This window comes from Microbacterium foliorum (assembly GCF_003367705.1).
GTDB classification, from domain to species: domain Bacteria; phylum Actinomycetota; class Actinomycetes; order Actinomycetales; family Microbacteriaceae; genus Microbacterium; species Microbacterium foliorum.
Genome location: NZ_CP031425.1, coordinates 3,502,256 through 3,520,350, shown reverse-complemented (window position 1 = coordinate 3,520,350; position 18,095 = coordinate 3,502,256). Strand labels below are relative to the sequence as shown.

Below are 18,095 nucleotides of genomic sequence, written 5' to 3'. Positions count from 1 at the left end.
GATCCCCGGCGGGCGTGTGACTATCATGTCTCGGTGCCGGACCGGGAAGATTTGAGAACTGTTCCACAGGCACCCCTCGAAGGGGTGCGCGTGCTCGACGTGTCCACGCTGTTCGCCGGACCGTTGGCGGCGACCTTCCTCGGGGATTTCGGTGCGGACGTCATCAAGGTGGAGCACCCGATACGTCCGGATGCCTCGCGGGGGCACGGACCCCAGAAGGACGGCGTCAACCTCTGGTGGAAGACGCTCGGGCGCAACAAGCGCACCGTGACGATCGACCTGAGCGAGCCCGCCGGCGCCGAGGTGCTGCTGCGCCTGGTGGCCGACGCCGACGTCATGATCGAGAACTTCCGCCCCGGCACGCTCGAACGCTGGGGGCTCTCGCCCGAACGTCTGCAGGAGGCGAATCCTCGGCTGGTGCTGGCCAGAGTGACCGCGTTCGGACAGTTCGGTCCCTACGCCGGGCGCCCCGGATTCGGCAGTCTCGCCGAGGCGATGAGCGGTTTCGCGGCACTCACCGGTGACCCGGAAGGGCCTCCCACGCTGCCCCCGTTCGGTCTCGCCGACGGGATCGCCGCTCTCGCCACCGCCTATGCCGTGATGGCCGCGCTGCGCAGTGCCGAGCGCGACGGCCGAGGGCAGGTCGTCGACATGGCGATCATCGAGCCGATCCTGATGCTTCTGGGTGGGCAGATCACCGCGTGGGATCAACTGGGCGTGGTGCAGCCCCGCACCGGGAATCGCTCGGTCAACAACGCGCCGCGCAACGTCTATCGGTCGCGCGACGGCGTGTGGCTGGCGGTGTCGACGAGCTCGCAGTCGATCGCCGAACGGGTGATGACCGTCGTCGGCCGCGCCGAGCTCATCGAGGAGCCCTGGTTCCGGTCAGGACACGAGCGTGCGCTGCACGCCGATGAACTCGATGAGGCGGTGCAGTCCTGGATCGGAGCTCACGACGCCGACGAGGTCGTGGCGGTGTTCGAGGCGGCATCAGCGGCCATCGCTCCGGTCTACGACGTACGCGGTGTCGTCGAGGATCCGCAGTATCAGGCTCTGGGCACGATCGTGCGCGTCGAAGACGAAGACCTCGGCGACGTCGCGATGCAGAACGTACTCTTCCGTCTTTCGCGCACCCCCGGGGCGATCCGCTGGGCCGGACGAGCCCACGGCGCCGACACCGATGAGGTGCTCCGGGGCGCCGGATTCTCGGATGCCGAGATCGCAGACCTCCGCGGCGCAGGGGTGGTGTGATGACCGCCCGCTACCGCACCGGACTCTACGTGCCGGGAGACCGCCCCGATCGCTTCCGCTCGGCGGAGGACAGCGGCGCGGGTCTGGTGGTGTTCGACCTCGAGGATGCAGTGGCACCCGAGCGCAAGTCGGCGGCGCGCGACGCCGTGGCCGAGTGGTTCCGCGACGGACGGAGGGGCAGCGCGGCCGCGCAGGTGCGTGTGAACGCGGGCGACGAAGAGGATCTGCGGGCCGTCTGCGCACTCGCTCCTGAGGTCGGCATCCGCTTGCCGAAGGTCGAGAGCACCCGCGATCTCGACCAGGCGGTCGCGCTCGCTCCGGGTCGACCGCTCATCGCACTGCTCGAATCCGCTCGTGGCGTCGTCAACGCCGTGGAGATCGCTCAGCATCCGGCCGTCGTCGCCCTCGCGCTCGGGGAGAGCGATCTGCGCAGCGAGGTCGGGGGAGGGGAGGCGATGATCACTCACGCGCGGCTGTCGATGCTGTTCGCGGCGCGCGCCGCGGGGCTGCCGGCCCCCATGGCGTCGGTGTATCCCGCGATCCGCGACCTCGAAGGGCTGGCCGACGACACCCGCCGCGCAGCCGATCTGGGATTGTTCGGCCGCATGGCCGCGCATCCGCTGCAGCTCCCGGTGATCGATGCGGTCTTCGCCCCGACGGATGCCGATGTGGCCTGGGCGCGGGAGGTCCTCTCCGCCGTTCGGCGGGGAGGAGTCGCGACGCTCGCCTCCGGCGAGATGGTCGACCCCGCGATGCGGGGGCGCGCCGAGCGGATCCTGGGGTCGATCGAACCGAGGTCTTGACAGCCGAGGGGAGTCCGCCTAGATTCCCTGGAGCCCAACCACCGCCGATTTGGAAACGTTTCCAAAATTGAGTGTTGGAAACGTTTCCGCTCGACGAGGAGGATCATGGGAACGAAGCCGACTCTGCACGAGGTCGCCGCCGCGGCCGGCGTCTCGCTGGCCTCCGCGTCTCGTGCCCTCACCGGTCGATCTGCGAGTCCGGAGATGGTGCGCAAAGTGCGCCTGGCTGCCAAGCGCATCGGCTACCTGCCCGACGCCACGGCTCGTTCGCTGCGTCTGGGCGGTCATCCGCAGGTCGTCTTCGCGGTCGACGACATCGGCAACCCGAACTACGTGCAGATGCTGCGGGCCATCGAAGAGGAGCTCGGGGAGACGACGCGCATCAGCGTCTCGGCGACCGGGCGCCGGCCCGATCAGACCGTCGAACTCGTCCGCATGCTGAGCATGGGGGCCGGTGACGGCCTGATCATCTCGCCCCTTCGCGTCACCCCCGCGCTTCGCCAGGCGCTCGCCGACACGGTCGTACCGGTCGTGGTCATCGGCACCCTGCACTCCGAGCTCAGCATCGACAGCGTCTTCGTCGACTCCGCGGTCGCCGTCGGGATGGTCGTCGACCACCTCGTCGAGATCGGGCGCACCCGGATCGGCGTGATCAACGGGCCGGGCAACACCAATCCGGGAGCAGCGCGCCGCGCCGGATTCGCCGCCGCCGTCGAGCGGCACGGCCTCGTGCGCACCGAGGCCCTGCAGATCACCGCGGCCGACTTCACCGTCGGCGCAGGGGTGGATGCCGCCGAGCGGCTGCTCGCCGCGACGACGGAGAGCGGCGACAAGATCGACGCGATCGTCTGCGCGAACGATCTGATCGCGATCGGCGCCATCAATGCGATCCGCCGTCAGGGCCTGCGGGTCCCGGAGGACATCGCCGTGACCGGCATCGACGACACCGACCTCGCCGCGCTCTACAGCCCGCCGCTGACCTCGGTCTCTCTCCAGTCCGAGCGACGGGGACGGATCGCCGCGCGCATGCTCAGCGAGCGCTTCGCCGATCCTTCGCGTCCGACGCGGCGGCAGACGGTCGAGGCCACGCTCGTCATCCGAGCGTCGACGATCGGGGAATCCGCGTGAGCACCACAGCTGCAAAGACCACCACCGCGAAGAGCATCGCGCCCCGGCCGGGCGGACTCGCCCGCTCGCGCCGCAACGAGGCGATCGGTCTCGTCATCCCCACATTGATCCCGATCCTCGCGCTCAGCGTGATCCCGTTGTTCATCGGCGTCGCCACGGCGTTCACCGACTCCCGCCTGGCCCGGCACCATGAGACGCAGTTCATCGGATTCGAGAACTTCATCAAGCTCGGCTCCGACACGCAGTTCTGGCAGTCGTTCGGCATCGGCATGATCTGGGCCGTCACCGTGACCGCCCTGCAGCTGATCGGCGGACTCAGCCTCGCGCTGCTGCTCAACACGGATCTGCGCTTCCGCGGCATCACCCGCGTGCTGGCGCTGATTCCGTGGGCGATGCCGCCCGTCGTCGTCGCCGTGATGTGGCAGATGATCTACTCGCCGACCAACGGGCCGCTGAACTGGCTGATCGAATCGCTGGGCGGGCCGGAGAACATCAACTGGCTGGGCGACTTCGGGCTGGCACTGCCTGCCGTCATCCTCGTCGGGGTGTGGGTCGGCATGCCGCAGAACACCGTGGTGCTGCTCGCCGGCCTGCAGCAGGTGCCGGGAGAGCTCCTCGAGGCGGCAGCCGTCGATGGGGCGAGCACGTGGCGCCGGTTCGTGAGCGTCACCCTGCCGGCACTGCGTCCCGTGATCTTCTCGATCGCCAGCCTCAGCTTCATCTGGAACTTCAACTCCTTCGGCATCGTCTACGTCATGACCGAGGGCGGTCCGGGCGGTCGCACCATGCTGCCGATGCTGTTCACCTACCTCGAGGCATTCAAATCCCGCAACACCGGAGGGGCGGCGGCGATGGGCGACGTCATCGTGATCTTCCTGGTCGTGATCCTGGTGATCGCCCTGTGGCGTCAACTGCGTCCTGAGAGGAGCCCGCGATGACTCAGAGCACCGTCACCCGCACCATGGTCACCCAGAACACGACGAAGAAGCAGCGCAGGTCGATGAACCGGCGCACGAAGAAGCCGCTGGTCCGCATCCTGCAGTACGTGGCACTCGCGGGGTTCCTCCTCTTCCTCGGATTCCCCCTGCTGTGGTTGATCTCGACCGCCTTCAAGTCCTCCGCCGAGATCAACTCGCTCGCCGTCAACCTGTTTCCGCTGCAGCCCACGATCGACAACTTCGTGGTGGCGCTGGAACGCCAGGGCCTCGTGCGTGCGGCAGGCAACAGCCTCCTCGTCGCGATCGCCACGACCATCATCGTCACGCTGCTCTCGATCCCCGGCGCGTACGTCATGGCGAGGTACCAGGGCAAGCTCCGCTCGATCGGGGTGGGCTACATCCTGGTGAGCCAGATCTTCCCGGTGATCCTCATCGTCATCCCGCTGTTCTTCATCCTGCGGTCCGTCGGCCTGGTCGACTCCCTGCTCGGGCTCGTGGCGGTCTACTCCGTCTACACCCTGCCGTTCTCGCTCTGGATGCTGCAGGGCTATGTCGCCGCGATCCCGTTCGATATCGAGGAGGCCGCATCGATCGACGGAGCCAACAAGGCGCGCACGCTGCAGAGAGTCGTGTTCCCGTTGCTGATGCCGGGGCTGGTGGCGACCGCGATGTTCAGCTTCGTCTCGGCGTACAACGAATTCTTCTTCGCCCTGGTGCTGCTGCAATCCCCCGAGAACTACACCCTCCCCATCGCGCTCAGCACGTTCGTCGGAGGCGAGGGGAAGGTCGCGGTCGGGCCGCTCGCAGCCGGAGCGCTGCTGTCGAGCATCCCGAGCATCGTGTTCTTCACGCTGCTGCAGAAGCGTCTCGCCACCGGCCTGCTCTCCGGCGCCGTCAAGGGCTGAGCTGAGCCCATGGACTTCCCGCAATTCCCATCACATAAAGAAAGAGGTATGAAGTGAAGAAGCTTCATCGCGCGTCCATCGCGCTCGCCGCAGCCGCGGTGACGGCGCTGACCCTCGCATCCTGCTCCGCGGGCGGCGACACGGCCGACGACGCCGGCGACGGCGAGCCGGTGTCGATCACCTTCCAGTCCTTCTCCGACCAGCCGGCCGCGATCGAGGCGACCAAGGAGATCGTGGATGCCTGGAACGATGACAACCCCGACATCCAGGTCGAGATCGTGCAGGCGCCGACCGACAGCCTGGACGACAAGCTGACGACGCAGTTCGCCGGTGAGGTGGCGCCGGACATCATCCACTACGAGGTGCTCGGCATCGTGCCCTTCGCGCGAGACGGCTACCTCGCCGACCTGAGCGAACTGCTCAGCAAGGAGACCATCGACGACATCGACCCCGGTGTGCTCGCCTCGGTCACCGTGGACGATCAGATGATCGGCGCCCCGACAGAGCTGCAGACCTACGTCGTGTTCGCGAACAAGAAGCTGCTCGAGGCGGCGGGCGTGGAGATCCCGACCGGCGACTCCATGACCTGGGATGAGCTCGACGAGATCGCCAAGGCCACGACGTCGGGCGACGTGCACGGCATCACCTGGGGGCTGAAGAGCCCCACCGCGGCGTTCATGAGCCTCGGCATGGGCTTCGGTTCCGAGTACTTCACCGGCGAGGGCGACGACATGAAGGTCGACGTGAAGGATGCCGACCTCGAGGTGCCGAACCGCGTGCGGTCGATGATCGAGGACGGTTCTGTCGACCCGATCGGCGTCACGCAGTCGGGCTCCGATGTGCTGGCGACGTTCTACGCCGGCAAGGCCGCCATGACGGTACAGGGCTCGTACCAGGTGGCGAACATCGCCACCGACGCTCCGGCCGACATGGACTGGGTCGTGCTGCCCCCGCTCGCCGGTTCCGAGGGCGCGGTGCAGGCCGCCAACCCGCAGACGCTGTCGATCAACATCGACTCGCCGTATCAGAAGCAGGCCGCGAAGTTCCTCGACTACTTCATGCAGACCGACAACCTCGTGAAGATGAACATCGCCGACGGACTCATCCCCACGACGATCTCGGCCCGTGAGGCTCTCGCCGAGCAGACGGCCGATCAGAACGGCTGGCCGGAGATCGTGCAGTCCGCCGAGGGCCTCGACGGACCGGTGTTCCTGCAGGCCAACGGTTTCGTGCGCTGGAAGGACACCGTCGCGACTCCGGCGTTCCAGAAGTTCCTGGGCGGGGAGATCGACGACAAGGGGCTGGCGTCCGAGCTCGACGACGGCTGGGCACAGGTCAACGGTTGACGACGGTGGGGCGGATGCATGCGTCCGCCCCACCTCTAGGAGAGGAATGGCATGAGCTGGATTCGGGAACGCACCGCGGCCGTACTGGCGGGGTCGGCCATCGGCGACGCCCTGGGCGGAGCGGCTGAAGGGTTCAGTCCGGAGAAGATCAAGGAGCGCTACGGAGGCCCCATCACGGGCATCGTGCCGCCCTACCATCCGGACTGGCAGACCGCTCGACCGGTCAGCCCGTATCACAAGGGCGACGGGCACATCACGGACGACACCCTCATGACACAGGCGCTGATCCGGGTGTACGCGGAGCGCCGGGACCACATCGACGCGTTCGCCATCGCCGAGTTGCTGGTGCCGCTGCTGCAGACCGAGATCCGCTGGATCCCCGAGCTCGAGCGCGAGTCGATCCTGCTGCAGCGCATCTTCCTGGCCGAGAAGTGGCTGGTCACCCGTCTGCAGTACGGCCATGTCGATCCACGGGAGGCGGGCGTCGGGAACGTGGTCAACTGCGGTGCCGCGATGTACATGGCACCCGTCGGCATCATCAACGCCGGCAACCCGGAGGCGGCGTACGCCGAGGCGATCGACGTCGCCGGGGCTCACCAGTCGAGCTACGGGCGTGAGGCCGCAGGGGTGTTCGCCGCCGCGGTAGCCGCCTCCGTGGCTCTCGATGCCACGGTCGACTCGGTGATCGACGCCGCGCTGCGCGTCGCCCACGACGGCACCGCTGCGGCGATCCGGGCGGTGGTCGATGCGGCCCGCGGCCTGGGGCCAGACGCCGATGAGGAGCAGATCGGGCTCGCCCTGCGTGATGCCATCCGGCCCTTCGACACCGTGGGCGACGCGTATCGCGAGCCGCTCATGGACGCGCGGGTGCCGTCCCGGACCAAGTCGATCGAGGAGCTGCCCGTCGCGCTCGGCTTCCTCGTCGCGCATGAGGGAGCGTTCCTGCCCACCGTGCTCGGCGCCGTGAACTACGGTCGCGACTCCGACTCCATCGCATCGATGGCCGGAAGCCTCGCCGCCGGCATCGGTGGTCAGGCGGTCATCCCGTCCGACATCCTCCAGACGATCGCCGCTGCCAGCCGGGTCGACTTCGATGAGTACGCCGCGCTGCTGTCGAGCGTCGCGGTGGATGTCATGCAGAAGGACGCGGCTCGGGCCGAGGCCGACCTGCGCCGCGTGGCCTCGCTCCGGGAGGCGTGATGCGCCTGACCTGGGCCCAGCCGGAAGACCTGCTGCCGCACGAGCTGGTGCAGGCGCACGCCGAAGGCAAGGACGTCGAGGCGATCGCCGCCCGCTGGACGGCTGCGGGCGGCGCACTCGACCCCGTGCGCGGCGGGGCGACGGCGACCGCGGCATCCGACGACCTCCGGACGCTGGCCCGCGCGCTGCTGATCGAACTCGACGCAGTTGCCGCCGAGGAGCCCGAGCTGGCGACGTGGGGCGAGGTGCTGGCCGTGCTCACCGGCGTGCCCGCACGGATCGCGATGCCGGATGACGCCGTGCTGCGGGCCCGCATCCACGGCGCGTGGGCCGGACGGTCGGCCGGCTGCCTGTGGGGCAAGCCCGTCGAGAAGATCCCGAGGGCGGGGATCGAGGAGATCCTGCGGGCGACGGGTCGCTGGCCGCTCACGGACTACTTCACCGCCCGCGGGCTGCCCGACGACGTCGCGCGGCGCTGGCCGTGGAACCGTCGCTCGGCGGTCAACTCCCTGGTCGAGAACATCGCCGGGATGCCCGAGGACGACGATCTCAACTACCCGCTCCTGAACCTGCGGGTGCTCGAATCCGCGGGCCGCGGGTTCACGACCGACGACGTCGCGCAGGCGTGGTTGGCTGACCTGCCAGCGGGACGCACCTTCACCGCCGAGCGGATCGCGTACCGCAACCTCCTCGACGGCTATCGCCCGGATGAGGCGGCTCGCGTGCGCAACCCGTTCCGCGAGTGGATCGGCGCCCTCATCCGCACCGACGTGTATGGCTGGATCAACCCCGGTGACATCACCGAGGCCGCCCGCATGGCCTGGACGGATGCCCGCCTCAGCCACACCCGCAACGGACTGTGGGGAGCGATGTGGGCGGCGGCGCTGACCTCGGCCTCGCTGGTCGCGGCATCCGTCGACGAGGTGCTCGATCTCGCAGCGACCGCCGTTCCCGCCGGGAGCGACCTGGAGGAGGCCATCGCCTTCGGTACCGCGCTCGGGCGGGGCGACCTCGACGACTCCGCAGCGATCGACGCGCTGCACGACGCCTACGGACACCTGCACTGGGTGCACACGATCAACAATGCTGCGCTCATCGCGTTCGCGCTGGCACGCAGCGGCGGAGATTTCACACGCGGCGTGCCGCTGGCGGTGATCACGGGGTGGGACACCGACTCGGCGGGAGCCACGGTCGGGTCGGTGCTCGGCGGGCTCGCCGGCGTCGACGGTCTGCCTGCCCGCTTCATCGATCCTCTGCAGAACCGCATCGCGACGAGCCTTCCCGGGCTCGACGGGGTCGAGATCGACGACCTCGCCCGCCGCACCCTCGCGCTGGTCCCCGCCCACTCCGCTCATTCCCAGAGACAAGGACAGTCATGACCCCTCCCACGCCCACCCTGCAGGACCGCGCGCGCGGTTCGCTCGCCGGGCTCGCCATCGGCGATGCGATCGGGCGACCGGTCGAAGGCTTCTCCGCCGCGGAGATCCAGGCCGCCCACGGACGCGTGACCGGCTACCTCGATCCGGAACCGGCCGGCAGCGACGACACCGAATACGCCCTGCTGACCGCGAAGACCGTGCAGCGTGTCGGCGTGAACGCCACCGCCGACGACTTCGCGCAGACCTGGATCGAGGACGTGCTCCCGCAGGCAGACGACTTCAAGGGCGGTGGGTTCAGCGAGATGGCCGCGATCGACAATCTGCGTCGCGGCATCCGCCCGCCCCTGAGCGGCGACACCATGCACGGCTGGAGCGACGGACTCGCGATGCGGGTCAGCCCGCTCGGCATCGTCGCCGACGGCGATGTCGAACTCGCCCGCCGCCTGGCTGAGGCCGACGGTGCAGTGAGCCACACGACCGAAGGCATCTGGGCCGGAGTGGTCGTCGCGGTCGCCGTGACTAGCGCTCTCACCGGAGCGGATGCTGCCGCCTGCTACGACGCCGGGCTCGCCGCGATCCCCGCGGACAGCTGGACGGCCCGCAACCTGCGCGATGCGCGCGACCTGGTCCGCTCCGGACTCGACGACGACGCGCTCGCGCTCGCGCTCCACGACCGTCTCGCCGTCGCCGACTACTTCTGGGCCGACCTCGCGCCCGAAGCCGTCGGCCTCGCGATGGCCTCGGTGCTGCACGCCGAAGGGCGCGCAGCCGACAGCATCCTGTTCGCGGTCAACATGGGACGCGACGCCGATACGACCGCTGCGATCGCCGGCTGCATCGGAGGCGCGATCTCCGGCATCGGCGATCTGCCCGAGGAGTGGGTGTCAGGGCTGCGGCCCGTCGTCGGTTCGTGCATCCGGTCGATGGCCGGAATCCACCCCCTGGACGCCGCCGACACCCTGACCCGCATCGTCGAGGAGGCGCGCGCATGACCACCCCCCTGATCGACCTGTTCACCCGGGGCATCGTCGCCGGGGAGTCGGCGTCCTCCATGAACGCGGACTTCCGCGTCTACGCCCTTCCCCCCAAGCGCGTGAACCGCGTGCGGATCCTGGCGAAGCTGGGCGACGAGGACCGCACCACCACCGTGCCCCGCCCCTTCACCCACGCCGCCCCTCCGACCACGCTGCACCCCGGCGCGGGTGAGAACGTCGAGTGGTTCGCGTTCTCCGCCCGTCAGCACGCCAGGGGTCTCGACCTCACCGAGTGGCGGCATCTCGCCGAGATCGAGGAGGACCCCGCCTCAGGGTTCCGCGCCCGCATCGGCACGAAGCTCGCGCTGCAGAACCTCCGCCACGGAGCCGTTCCTCCGCAGTCCGGGCACGACAACGCGCACTACTTCGACGACATCGCCACCGTGCGCGCGCTCGCCGCGGTCGCCGTGCACCGCGGGAACGGTGCGGTCGACGCGGCGGAGGCGGATGCCGCCATCACGCACTCGCTCGACGGCGTCTGGTGCGCTCGCGCCTCCGCCGTCCTGTTCGAGTCGCTGCTCGACGGGGCCACGGCAGCGGATGCCGTAGCCCTCGCGGTCGACGAGCTGCCCGAGGACACCTGGAGCCGGAGCATGGCCGAGACATCGCTGCGCGTCGCGGCGGAGGCGAACGGTCCTCTCGATCGGGCGCGACGCCTGAGTACGGAGGTCGGTGATTGGGTCTACAGCTACCCGATCGCGGCGCCCGAGACCTTCGGCTTCCTGCTCGCTCACGTCGCGACCGCGACAGATGCCGACGACCTCTTGCTCGGCGCGCTCGCACAGCCGCGCAACGCCGCATCGCTCCCAGCACTGGCGGGAGCGGCGGCGGCCGTGCTGTTCGGCGAGGAGTGGATCCCCGCGGGGCTCGATGCCGACGGCATCCGGCTCACGGGTCTGGGGATCCCGGACCTGGCTGGGCTCACCGTCAGGGAGGCCATCGCACGATGACCCTGTGCTCGGGAGGATCGGGGGTCCCGACGTGGGAGTGATCGTGCTCGGCAGCGCCAACCACGACACCTCGGTGTCGATGCCGCGGATCCCCGGCCCGGGCGAGACGATCCTCGCCACCGGGGCGGCGAGCGGCCCCGGTGGCAAGGGGTTGAACCAGGCGGTCGCCGCTGCCCGTTCTGGAGCCTCGACCACGTTCGTCGGAGCCGTGGGCGACGACGAGGCCGGTGAGCGACTCCGCGGAGTGCTCATCGAAGAGGGGGTGCGCGCGGGACTCAGCGTCTCCGAGCGACCCACGGGCACGGCGTTCGTCATGGTCGCCGACGACGGCGAGAACGCGATCGTCGTCGTCGCCGGGGCCAACGGCGACGGCGCCGCGATCACCGCGGAGGCGGCATCCGCTCTCGCGTCGGCGGGCTCGGGCGACCTCGTCCTCGCGCAACTGGAGGTGCCGCTCGACGCCGTGTTGTCGGCGTTCCGCTCGGCGAAGGAGCGCGGGGCGACGACCGTTCTCAACGCCGCACCCAGCAGGCCGCTCTCGGACGATCAGCTGGCTCTCGTGGATGTGCTGATCGTGAACCAGCACGAGTGCCTCGACCTCGCGGGGGCACCGGTCGAGGGGGTCGGGGGTGCCGCTGTCGCCGATGCCGCGCGCCTCCTCGCCGCACGCGTCGGGACCGTCGTCGTGACGCTCGGCTCCGAGGGCGCGCTCGTCCTCTCCGCGGGCGAGGCGACGCGGATCCCCGCGTTCCCGGTCACTGCCGTCGACACGACCGCCGCGGGCGACACGTTCTGCGGGGCACTGGTCTCCCGCCTCGCGGCAGGAGACCCCCTCGCGGCGGCCGTGCCGTTCGCCTCGGCGGCCGCGGCCCTGTGCGTGCAGCGGTCGGGGGCCGCGGCATCCGCTCCCCGCCTCGACGAGATCATGGAACTGCTCGAGAGCCGCGCCTGGAGCGCCTGATGCGGCGTTCACAACTCCTCAAGATACGCGCGACTCCGGCTCCCTCCAGCCCGGATCAGCCCGGATGGACCCGTTCTTGAGGAGTTGTGAACCGCCGCCGCCACCGCACGCGGCCCGACAAGCGTCCGGCCCGAGCCGCGCTCGCCCGAGACGCACGAAGGGCCGGGGCGCGCGCCCCAGCCCTCGGTTCTCGCGCATGAATCAGAGCGGCGCGACGATGTCCTGCGCGACGTCCCACTCGGTGATCTCCAGCGAGCTCTCGATGCTCTGGCCGGCGGCCTCGGTGGTGCCGCTCGTGGCGAGCACCACGTAGTCCTTCGTCACCTCGAAGGTCACGTCGACGTCCACGCCCTGAGCGGCGGAGGTCCCGCTGACGATGTAGACCTCCTGGCCGAGGCGCGTGCCGGTGCCGGTGACGGTGAAGTCGCCGGTCAGGGCGCCTGCGGTCTCGGCCGGATCGGTGCTCGCGGCCGCGACCGCACCGCTGCTGAGCGCCGCGATGATCGGGTCGCTGGAGTTCGGGTCGGCGACCTGCCAGTCGCTCGTCGACGACTTCACCCAGGCGTCGTCGCCGATCACGATCAGCGATCCCATCGGCGTCGTCGTCTCGACGGCCTTGTTCTGCGGGTTGTACCGCGCGTTGGTCTCCATGCCGAGGAGCGTGGTCTTCGCGGTGTATCCGGCGGTGTCCTGCATCGCGTCGGAGATGCAGGGGCCCAGGGCTGCACCGTCGACGGTGGCCCCCTCGGAGAGCTCGGGGCAGTCGGATGCGGGTGCGGGTGCGGTGGTCTCCTCCGCCGCCGCGGAGGGCTTCGGATCGGTGGGCTCCTCGGCACCTGCGGTGCAGCCCGTGAGCAGGACACTGGCGGCCAGCACGAGGCCGACCCCCCATTTGTTGACGCGCATGGCGTTCCCCCTTCGGTCGTGTGCGTGCGATGCCTGTCGGCATGCACGGCACCAAGCTTGCCAAGTCCTCGGCGACCCGGGTGGAGGCGACACGGAGGTTTCTCCGCTACACTGTCAAGGTTGTCTGCCTTCCGGCATCCATTCGGGATGTCACGGCGGATGACGTGCACACACCCTCCTGTTTCCGGGAAATCCTCGGAAACCGTTCTAGTCCGAAGGAGGTGGGTAAGTGACGCACCAGTACGAACTCATGGTCATTCTGACCCCCGAGATCGATGAGCGCCAGGTCGCTCCTACGCTCGACAAGTTCCTCAAGGTCATCACCAACGATGGCGGTTCGATCGACAAGGTCGACATCTGGGGCAAGCGCCGTCTCGCGTACGAGATCCAGAAGAAGAACGAGGGCATCTACGCCGTCGTCAACTTCACCGCGACCAGCGAGGCCACGCAGGAGCTCGATCGTCAGCTGAAGCTGAACGAGCAGATCATGCGCACCAAGGTCCTCCGCTCCGAGGAAGCTCAGGCGATGGTCGCGACCGAAGCCAAGCGCACCGAAGAGAAGGCTGCCCGCAAGGCCGCCAAGGCTGCGAAGGCCTGAGTCCGATGGCCGGCGAAACAGTCATCACCGTGGTGGGCAACCTCACGGCCGACCCCGAGCTGCGGTACACGCAGAACGGACTGCCGGTGGCGAACTTCACCATCGCTTCGACGCCTCGGAACTTCGATCGCGCCGCCAACGAGTGGAAGGACGGCGAAGCGCTGTTCCTCCGTGCGTCGGTCTGGCGTGAATTCGCCGAGCACGTGGCGGGTTCGCTGACCAAGGGCATGCGCGTCATGGCGCAGGGCCGTCTGCGTCAGCGCTCCTACCAGGACCGCGAGGGCAACCAGCGCACCGCTATCGAGCTGGAGGTCGACGAGATCGGCCCCTCGCTCCGGTATGCGACTGCACAGGTCACCCGTGCGGCCTCGAACGGTGGCGGCGGCGGTGGCGGCGGACAGTCGCGTCCCGCTCAGCAGCAGCAGGTGTCGGAGGAGCCGTGGTCAACGCCCGGCTCGTCGACCAGTGCCGATGCCTGGAGCACTCCGGGCAGCTTCGGCGACGACACCCCCTTCTGAAACAGGATCTCCGGATGCCTCGGCATCTGTCTCAAAACTAAGGAAAAACAATGGCTGGAAAGTCGAGCGGCGACCGCCGCAAGCCGCGGAAGGGCGCGAAGAACGCCGCTCCCGCGAAGTCGATCCGGGTCGGAGTCATCGATTACAAGGATGTCTCCACCCTCCGTAAGTTCGTCTCGGAGCGCGGCAAGATCCGCGCCCGTCGTATCACCGGTGTCTCGGTGCAGGAGCAGCGTCTGATCGCCACGGCGATCAAGAACGCACGCGAGATGGCGCTCCTGCCCTACGCTGGCGCCGGCCGGTAAGGGGTATCGAGATGGCAAAGCTGATTCTCACGAACGAGGTCGCCGGGCTGGGCAGTGCCGGTGACGTGGTCGAGGTCAAGAACGGGTTCGCCCGTAACTACCTCATCCCCCAGGGCTTCGCTACGGCGTGGACCCGCGGTGGCGAAAAGCAGGTCGCTTCGATCCAGGCTGCTCGTCAGGCGCGTGCGATCCACGACCGCGACGAGGCCGTGGCACTGAAGAACTCCCTCGAGAGCACCAAGGTGCGCCTGGCCGTCAAGGCCGGCAACGAGGGTCGCCTCTTCGGCTCGGTCAAGACCGATCACATCGCGGATGCTGTCGCAGCCGCGGGTCTCGGCTCGATCGACAAGCGCAAGGTGCACATCCCGTCGCCCATCAAGGTCACGGGCGAGCACGAGGCCACGGTTCGTCTGCACGACGACGTGACCGCAGTCATCACGCTGCAGGTCGTCGCCGCCAAGTAAGGCGCGACGTCTTGAACACCCCCTGTCCCTCCGGACAGGGGGTGTTCTGCGTCTTCGGGGGCCTGTTCTCCGGGCTGCGGAGCGTGACGCGCCCGGTGAAAATCCAGCTTGACTTTCCCCAGGTTGTACACATCTCGTCTGGGATTCCCTCAACCTTCAATGTGCGGTTGAAGCGCATTCTCATCCACAGGGTGGGGAAACGATAAATACCTGGTCAAAGCGATATTTCAAGGTTCAACTTCGGGTACTCCACCGGGTTATCCACACCCGTTCTGCACAGACTCTCCGGACTTGTTCGCACGCTCTCCACAGAGTTATCCACAGCCTGTGTTGCGACCCGAAACCGCCGCTCGTAGCGTGGTCCAGCGACCCGATGTCGGACGTGCCTGGTTTGCTGCGCAGACAGGCATTCTCGACCGAGTGCCCCGCGCGCCGCCGACTCCTCGGCTCCGCCGGAGGACCGTCGCAGAGAAGGGAGCAGCGTGTCGATCGCCGACATCTCAGAGGACCGCATGGGCAGCAAGCGGTCGCACGAGCGCACCCCGCCCCACGACCTGCTCGCCGAGCAGAGCGCCCTCGGCGGAATGCTCCTCTCGAAGGACGCCGTCGCCGACGTCATCGAGACGCTCAAGGGCGCGGACTTCTACATCCCCAAGCACGAGCTCATCTTCGAGGCGATCCTGTCGCTGTACTCGCACGGTGAGCCGACCGACGTGGTGGCCGTCACCGACGAGCTCATCAAGACGGGCGAGCTGAGTCGCGCCGGCGGCGCCGACTACCTGCACACCCTCACCTCGATCGTCCCCACGGCCGCGAACGCCGGCTACTACGGCGGGATCGTCTCGGAGCGCGCCATCCTGCGCCGCCTCGTCGACGCGGGCACGCGCATCGTGCAGCTCGGGTACGACGGGCAGGGCGACGCCACCGACATCGTCAACAACGCCCAGGCGGAGATCTACTCGATCACCGGGTCCGAGACGGCCGAGGACTACGTCCCCCTGCAGATCGCCGTCGACGCGGCGCTCGAGGAGATCGAGGCGGCCAGCGGGCGCGACGGATCGATGACCGGCGTGCCGACCGGCTTCAAGGAGCTCGACGAGCTCACCAACGGCCTGCACGGCGGTCAGATGATCGTCGTCGCCGCGCGTCCCGCGATGGGTAAGTCGACGCTCGCGCTCGACTTCGCGCGCTCGGCCTCGATCGGGCACAACATCCCCTCCGTCTTCTTCTCGCTCGAGATGGGCAAGAGCGAGATCGCGATGCGTCTGCTCAGCGCCGAGGGGCAGATCCCGCTGCAGAACATGCGCAAGGGAAACCTCGACCCGCGCGACTGGACGACGGTCGCCGCGACGCGAGGTCGCATCAACGACGCGCCGCTCTACATCGACGACAGCCCCAACATGACCCTCGTCGAGATCCGTGCGAAGTGCCGTCGCCTCAAGCAGCGTGAAGGACTGCGGATGGTCATCATCGACTACCTGCAGCTGATGACGTCGGGTAAGCGCGTCGAGTCGCGTCAGCAGGAGGTCTCGGAGTTCTCGCGAAGCCTCAAGCTGATCGCCAAGGAACTGCAGGTCCCGGTCATCGCCCTCTCGCAGCTGAACCGTGGGCCCGAGCAGCGCACCGACAAGAAGCCTGCGATCAGCGACCTGCGTGAGTCCGGCTCGATCGAGCAGGACGCCGACATGGTCATCCTGCTGCACCGCGACTCGGTGTACGACAAGGACGTCCGCCCGGGCGAGGCCGACCTGATCGTGGCCAAGCACCGTAACGGTCCGACGGCGACGATCACCGTCGCATTCCAGGGCCACTACTCGCGCTTCCACGACATGGCGCCGGGCGGCGACTTCAACTGATCGTCGACCTCGCGCAGCTGACCTGATCCAGCTGACCTGATCCAGCTGACCCCGTGCAGCGGAGCCCGATGTCGGAGATGGCCCGCGATCTCCGGTCTCGTGGCGATTCTCACCACGTACGTCAACCTGCTCTTCGAGTATCGAGACTGGCGGTCCGAGAAGACCGAGGTGGACTGGCTCTTCGGGTAGTACCTTCCGCAACAGAGCTCGTCGCCGCTCCCCGCCCTAGGCTCGGACATGCGGGCCCGGGTTTGACCGGTGCGGTGCTGCGCGGCGATCATGAGATTCACGCGCTGACGGGTGCGCACGGGTGAGGAGCGGAATATGCAGCGCGGATCGAACCTCCCTGCTGTGGGCGTCTACAACCAGGCGCTCGTCTTCGACCTCATCCGCCGTTCCGAAGAGGGGCTCAGCCGCAGCGAGCTCGCCGAACGCACCGGGCTGTCGACGCAGACGCTCAGCAATGTCACTCGCCGGCTGGCCAACGAAGGGCTGATCGAGGAGACCGGAAAGGTCATCTCGGGTCCCGGAAAGCCGCGCACGCTCCTCGCGCTGCGATCGGACTCCCGCTACGCGGTGGGTGTGCACCTCGACCCGGCCGTCGACACCATCGTGGTCGTCGATGCCGCCGGCGCTGTCGTGGCCAGGACCGAGCAGACCCCCGGAGGCGCTGACGCGTCGCCGGATGAACTCGTGGGACGTCTCGGAGACAGCGTCCGGTCGCTCATCGGCGAGGCGCGGCTTCCTGCCGAGCGCGTGCTCGGGATCGGCGTGGCCGCTCCGGGGCCCTTCGACCGCGACGCGGGTCGACTGCTGAACCCGCCGCTCCTGCCTGCGTGGCACAACGTGCCCGTGCGCACGGAGCTGGAGCGGGTCAGCGGGCTGCCGACACTGCTCGAGAAGGATGTCGTGGCGACCGTCGTCGGCGAGCAGTGGTTCGACGCGGGGCAGGAGCTCGCCGACGCGATGTTCCTCTACTACGGCGCCGGACTCGGCCTCGGGCTCTCGGTCTCGGGGGCGCCGGTGCACGGCAGGACGGGCAACGCCGGCAACATCGCGCACATCGTCGTCGACACCGAGGGGCCGATCTGCACCTGCGGATCCCGTGGCTGCATCGGAGTGATCATGGAGCCGCGGATGCTCCTGGCGCAGGCCGGGCACGCGGCACCGCCGAGCGGCACGGGCGATGCGCGGATGCAGCTCGAGCGGCTGTCGTCGTTGGCCGCCGCCGGAGACGAGGGAGTGCTCGCGGCCCTCGACAGCGCGGGGCGGCACCTCGCGACGGCGATCGTCGAAGTGAACAACCTCCTCGATCTCGGCATCGTCGTCCTCGGCGGGCCCGCATGGTCGAGGCTCGGCGAGCGGCTTCTGCCGGTGCTCGATCACTGGGTGCACACCACCGCCGTCAGCACGTCCACAGAGCCCGTGCATCTGCGCCCCTCGCAGATCGGAGCGGACTCCGCCGCGGTGGGGGCCGCGTGCCTCGTGCTCGACGATGCGCTCACGGCGCGGGCGTCGCGACTCATGATCAGTCGCTGACCGCGGACGGAACT

At 68.7% G+C, this 18,095-nt stretch carries 18 protein-coding genes; 17 read left to right on the top strand and 1 reads right to left on the bottom strand.

Features of this window, described 5'->3' with window-relative positions:
• The first annotated feature begins 33 nt into the window (after nt 1-33).
• The 11 genes from DXT68_RS16605 (at nt 34) to DXT68_RS16555 (ending at nt 11,895) form a co-directional block, all read left to right on the top strand.
• Nucleotides 34-1,251: a CaiB/BaiF CoA transferase family protein gene (locus tag DXT68_RS16605; RefSeq protein ID WP_082068908.1), complete on the top strand. Its 1,218-nt coding sequence runs from the start codon at nt 34-36 to the stop codon at nt 1,249-1,251.
• A complete protein-coding gene (locus tag DXT68_RS16600) occupies nt 1,251-2,054 on the top strand; it encodes an HpcH/HpaI aldolase/citrate lyase family protein (protein ID WP_045253967.1) in 804 nt (267 codons plus the stop codon). The genes DXT68_RS16605 and DXT68_RS16600 overlap by 1 nt, the downstream gene beginning before the upstream one ends.
• Nucleotides 2,055-2,159: 105 nt before the next feature.
• Nucleotides 2,160-3,182 carry a LacI family DNA-binding transcriptional regulator gene (locus tag DXT68_RS16595; protein WP_045253966.1) on the top strand — a complete coding sequence of 341 codons (1,023 nt, stop codon included), beginning with the start codon at nt 2,160-2,162 and terminating at the stop codon, nt 3,180-3,182.
• Nucleotides 3,179-4,120, top strand: a complete 942-nt coding sequence (locus tag DXT68_RS16590; protein ID WP_045253965.1) for a carbohydrate ABC transporter permease — start codon at nt 3,179-3,181, stop codon at nt 4,118-4,120. The genes DXT68_RS16595 and DXT68_RS16590 overlap by 4 nt, the downstream gene beginning before the upstream one ends.
• On the top strand, nt 4,117-5,025 hold the full coding sequence (locus tag DXT68_RS16585) for a carbohydrate ABC transporter permease (RefSeq protein ID WP_230111415.1): 909 nt from the start codon (nt 4,117-4,119) through the stop codon (nt 5,023-5,025). Before DXT68_RS16590 ends, DXT68_RS16585 begins: the two co-directional genes overlap by 4 nt.
• Nucleotides 5,026-5,078: 53 nt before the next feature.
• Nucleotides 5,079-6,371, top strand: a complete 1,293-nt coding sequence (locus DXT68_RS16580) for an ABC transporter substrate-binding protein (protein ID WP_045253964.1) — start codon at nt 5,079-5,081, stop codon at nt 6,369-6,371.
• A 51-nt stretch (nt 6,372-6,422) separates the two neighbouring features.
• A complete protein-coding gene (locus tag DXT68_RS16575) occupies nt 6,423-7,571 on the top strand; it encodes an ADP-ribosylglycohydrolase family protein (protein ID WP_045253963.1) in 1,149 nt (382 codons plus the stop codon).
• Nucleotides 7,571-8,950, top strand: coding sequence for an ADP-ribosylglycohydrolase family protein (locus DXT68_RS16570; protein WP_045253962.1), 1,380 nt, complete (start codon nt 7,571-7,573; stop codon nt 8,948-8,950). Before DXT68_RS16575 ends, DXT68_RS16570 begins: the two co-directional genes overlap by 1 nt.
• Nucleotides 8,947-9,942 carry an ADP-ribosylglycohydrolase family protein gene (locus DXT68_RS16565; RefSeq protein ID WP_045253961.1) on the top strand — a complete coding sequence of 332 codons (996 nt, stop codon included), beginning with the start codon at nt 8,947-8,949 and terminating at the stop codon, nt 9,940-9,942. The genes DXT68_RS16570 and DXT68_RS16565 overlap by 4 nt, the downstream gene beginning before the upstream one ends.
• On the top strand, nt 9,939-10,934 hold the full coding sequence (locus tag DXT68_RS16560) for an ADP-ribosylglycohydrolase family protein (protein ID WP_045253960.1): 996 nt from the start codon (nt 9,939-9,941) through the stop codon (nt 10,932-10,934). Before DXT68_RS16565 ends, DXT68_RS16560 begins: the two co-directional genes overlap by 4 nt.
• A 4-nt stretch (nt 10,935-10,938) precedes the next feature.
• The gene (locus DXT68_RS16555; RefSeq protein ID WP_216822641.1) at nt 10,939-11,895 is read left to right on the top strand and encodes a ribokinase; all 957 of its coding nucleotides are present in this window, start codon (nt 10,939-10,941) and stop codon (nt 11,893-11,895) included.
• 201 nt (nt 11,896-12,096) lie between these two features.
• On the opposite strand, the gene DXT68_RS16550 is transcribed toward DXT68_RS16555, so the two are convergent.
• A complete protein-coding gene (locus DXT68_RS16550) occupies nt 12,097-12,801 on the bottom strand; it encodes a hypothetical protein (protein WP_045253959.1) in 705 nt (234 codons plus the stop codon).
• Nucleotides 12,802-13,030: 229 nt separating this feature from the next.
• Between DXT68_RS16550 and rpsF the strand changes: the two genes are divergently transcribed.
• From rpsF to DXT68_RS16520, 6 genes are all read left to right on the top strand, one after another.
• Nucleotides 13,031-13,399 (top strand): 30S ribosomal protein S6, encoded by a 369-nt coding sequence (gene rpsF / locus DXT68_RS16545; protein WP_045253958.1) that lies wholly within the window; start codon nt 13,031-13,033, stop codon nt 13,397-13,399.
• Between the two features lie 5 nt (nt 13,400-13,404).
• Complete coding sequence (locus DXT68_RS16540; RefSeq protein ID WP_045253957.1) at nt 13,405-13,917, top strand: single-stranded DNA-binding protein; 513 nt, start codon at nt 13,405-13,407, stop codon at nt 13,915-13,917.
• A gap of 50 nt (nt 13,918-13,967) precedes the next feature.
• Nucleotides 13,968-14,222 (top strand): 30S ribosomal protein S18, encoded by a 255-nt coding sequence (gene rpsR / locus DXT68_RS16535; RefSeq protein WP_045253956.1) that lies wholly within the window; start codon nt 13,968-13,970, stop codon nt 14,220-14,222.
• Nucleotides 14,223-14,233: 11 nt separating this feature from the next.
• The gene (gene rplI, locus DXT68_RS16530; protein WP_045253955.1) at nt 14,234-14,686 is read left to right on the top strand and encodes a 50S ribosomal protein L9; all 453 of its coding nucleotides are present in this window, start codon (nt 14,234-14,236) and stop codon (nt 14,684-14,686) included.
• A gap of 512 nt (nt 14,687-15,198) precedes the next feature.
• Nucleotides 15,199-16,542, top strand: coding sequence for a replicative DNA helicase (gene dnaB, locus DXT68_RS16525; RefSeq protein WP_167541592.1), 1,344 nt, complete (start codon nt 15,199-15,201; stop codon nt 16,540-16,542).
• A gap of 324 nt (nt 16,543-16,866) precedes the next feature.
• Complete coding sequence (locus DXT68_RS16520; protein ID WP_045253953.1) at nt 16,867-18,081, top strand: ROK family transcriptional regulator; 1,215 nt, start codon at nt 16,867-16,869, stop codon at nt 18,079-18,081.
• The last annotated feature ends 14 nt before the right edge of the window (nt 18,082-18,095 follow it).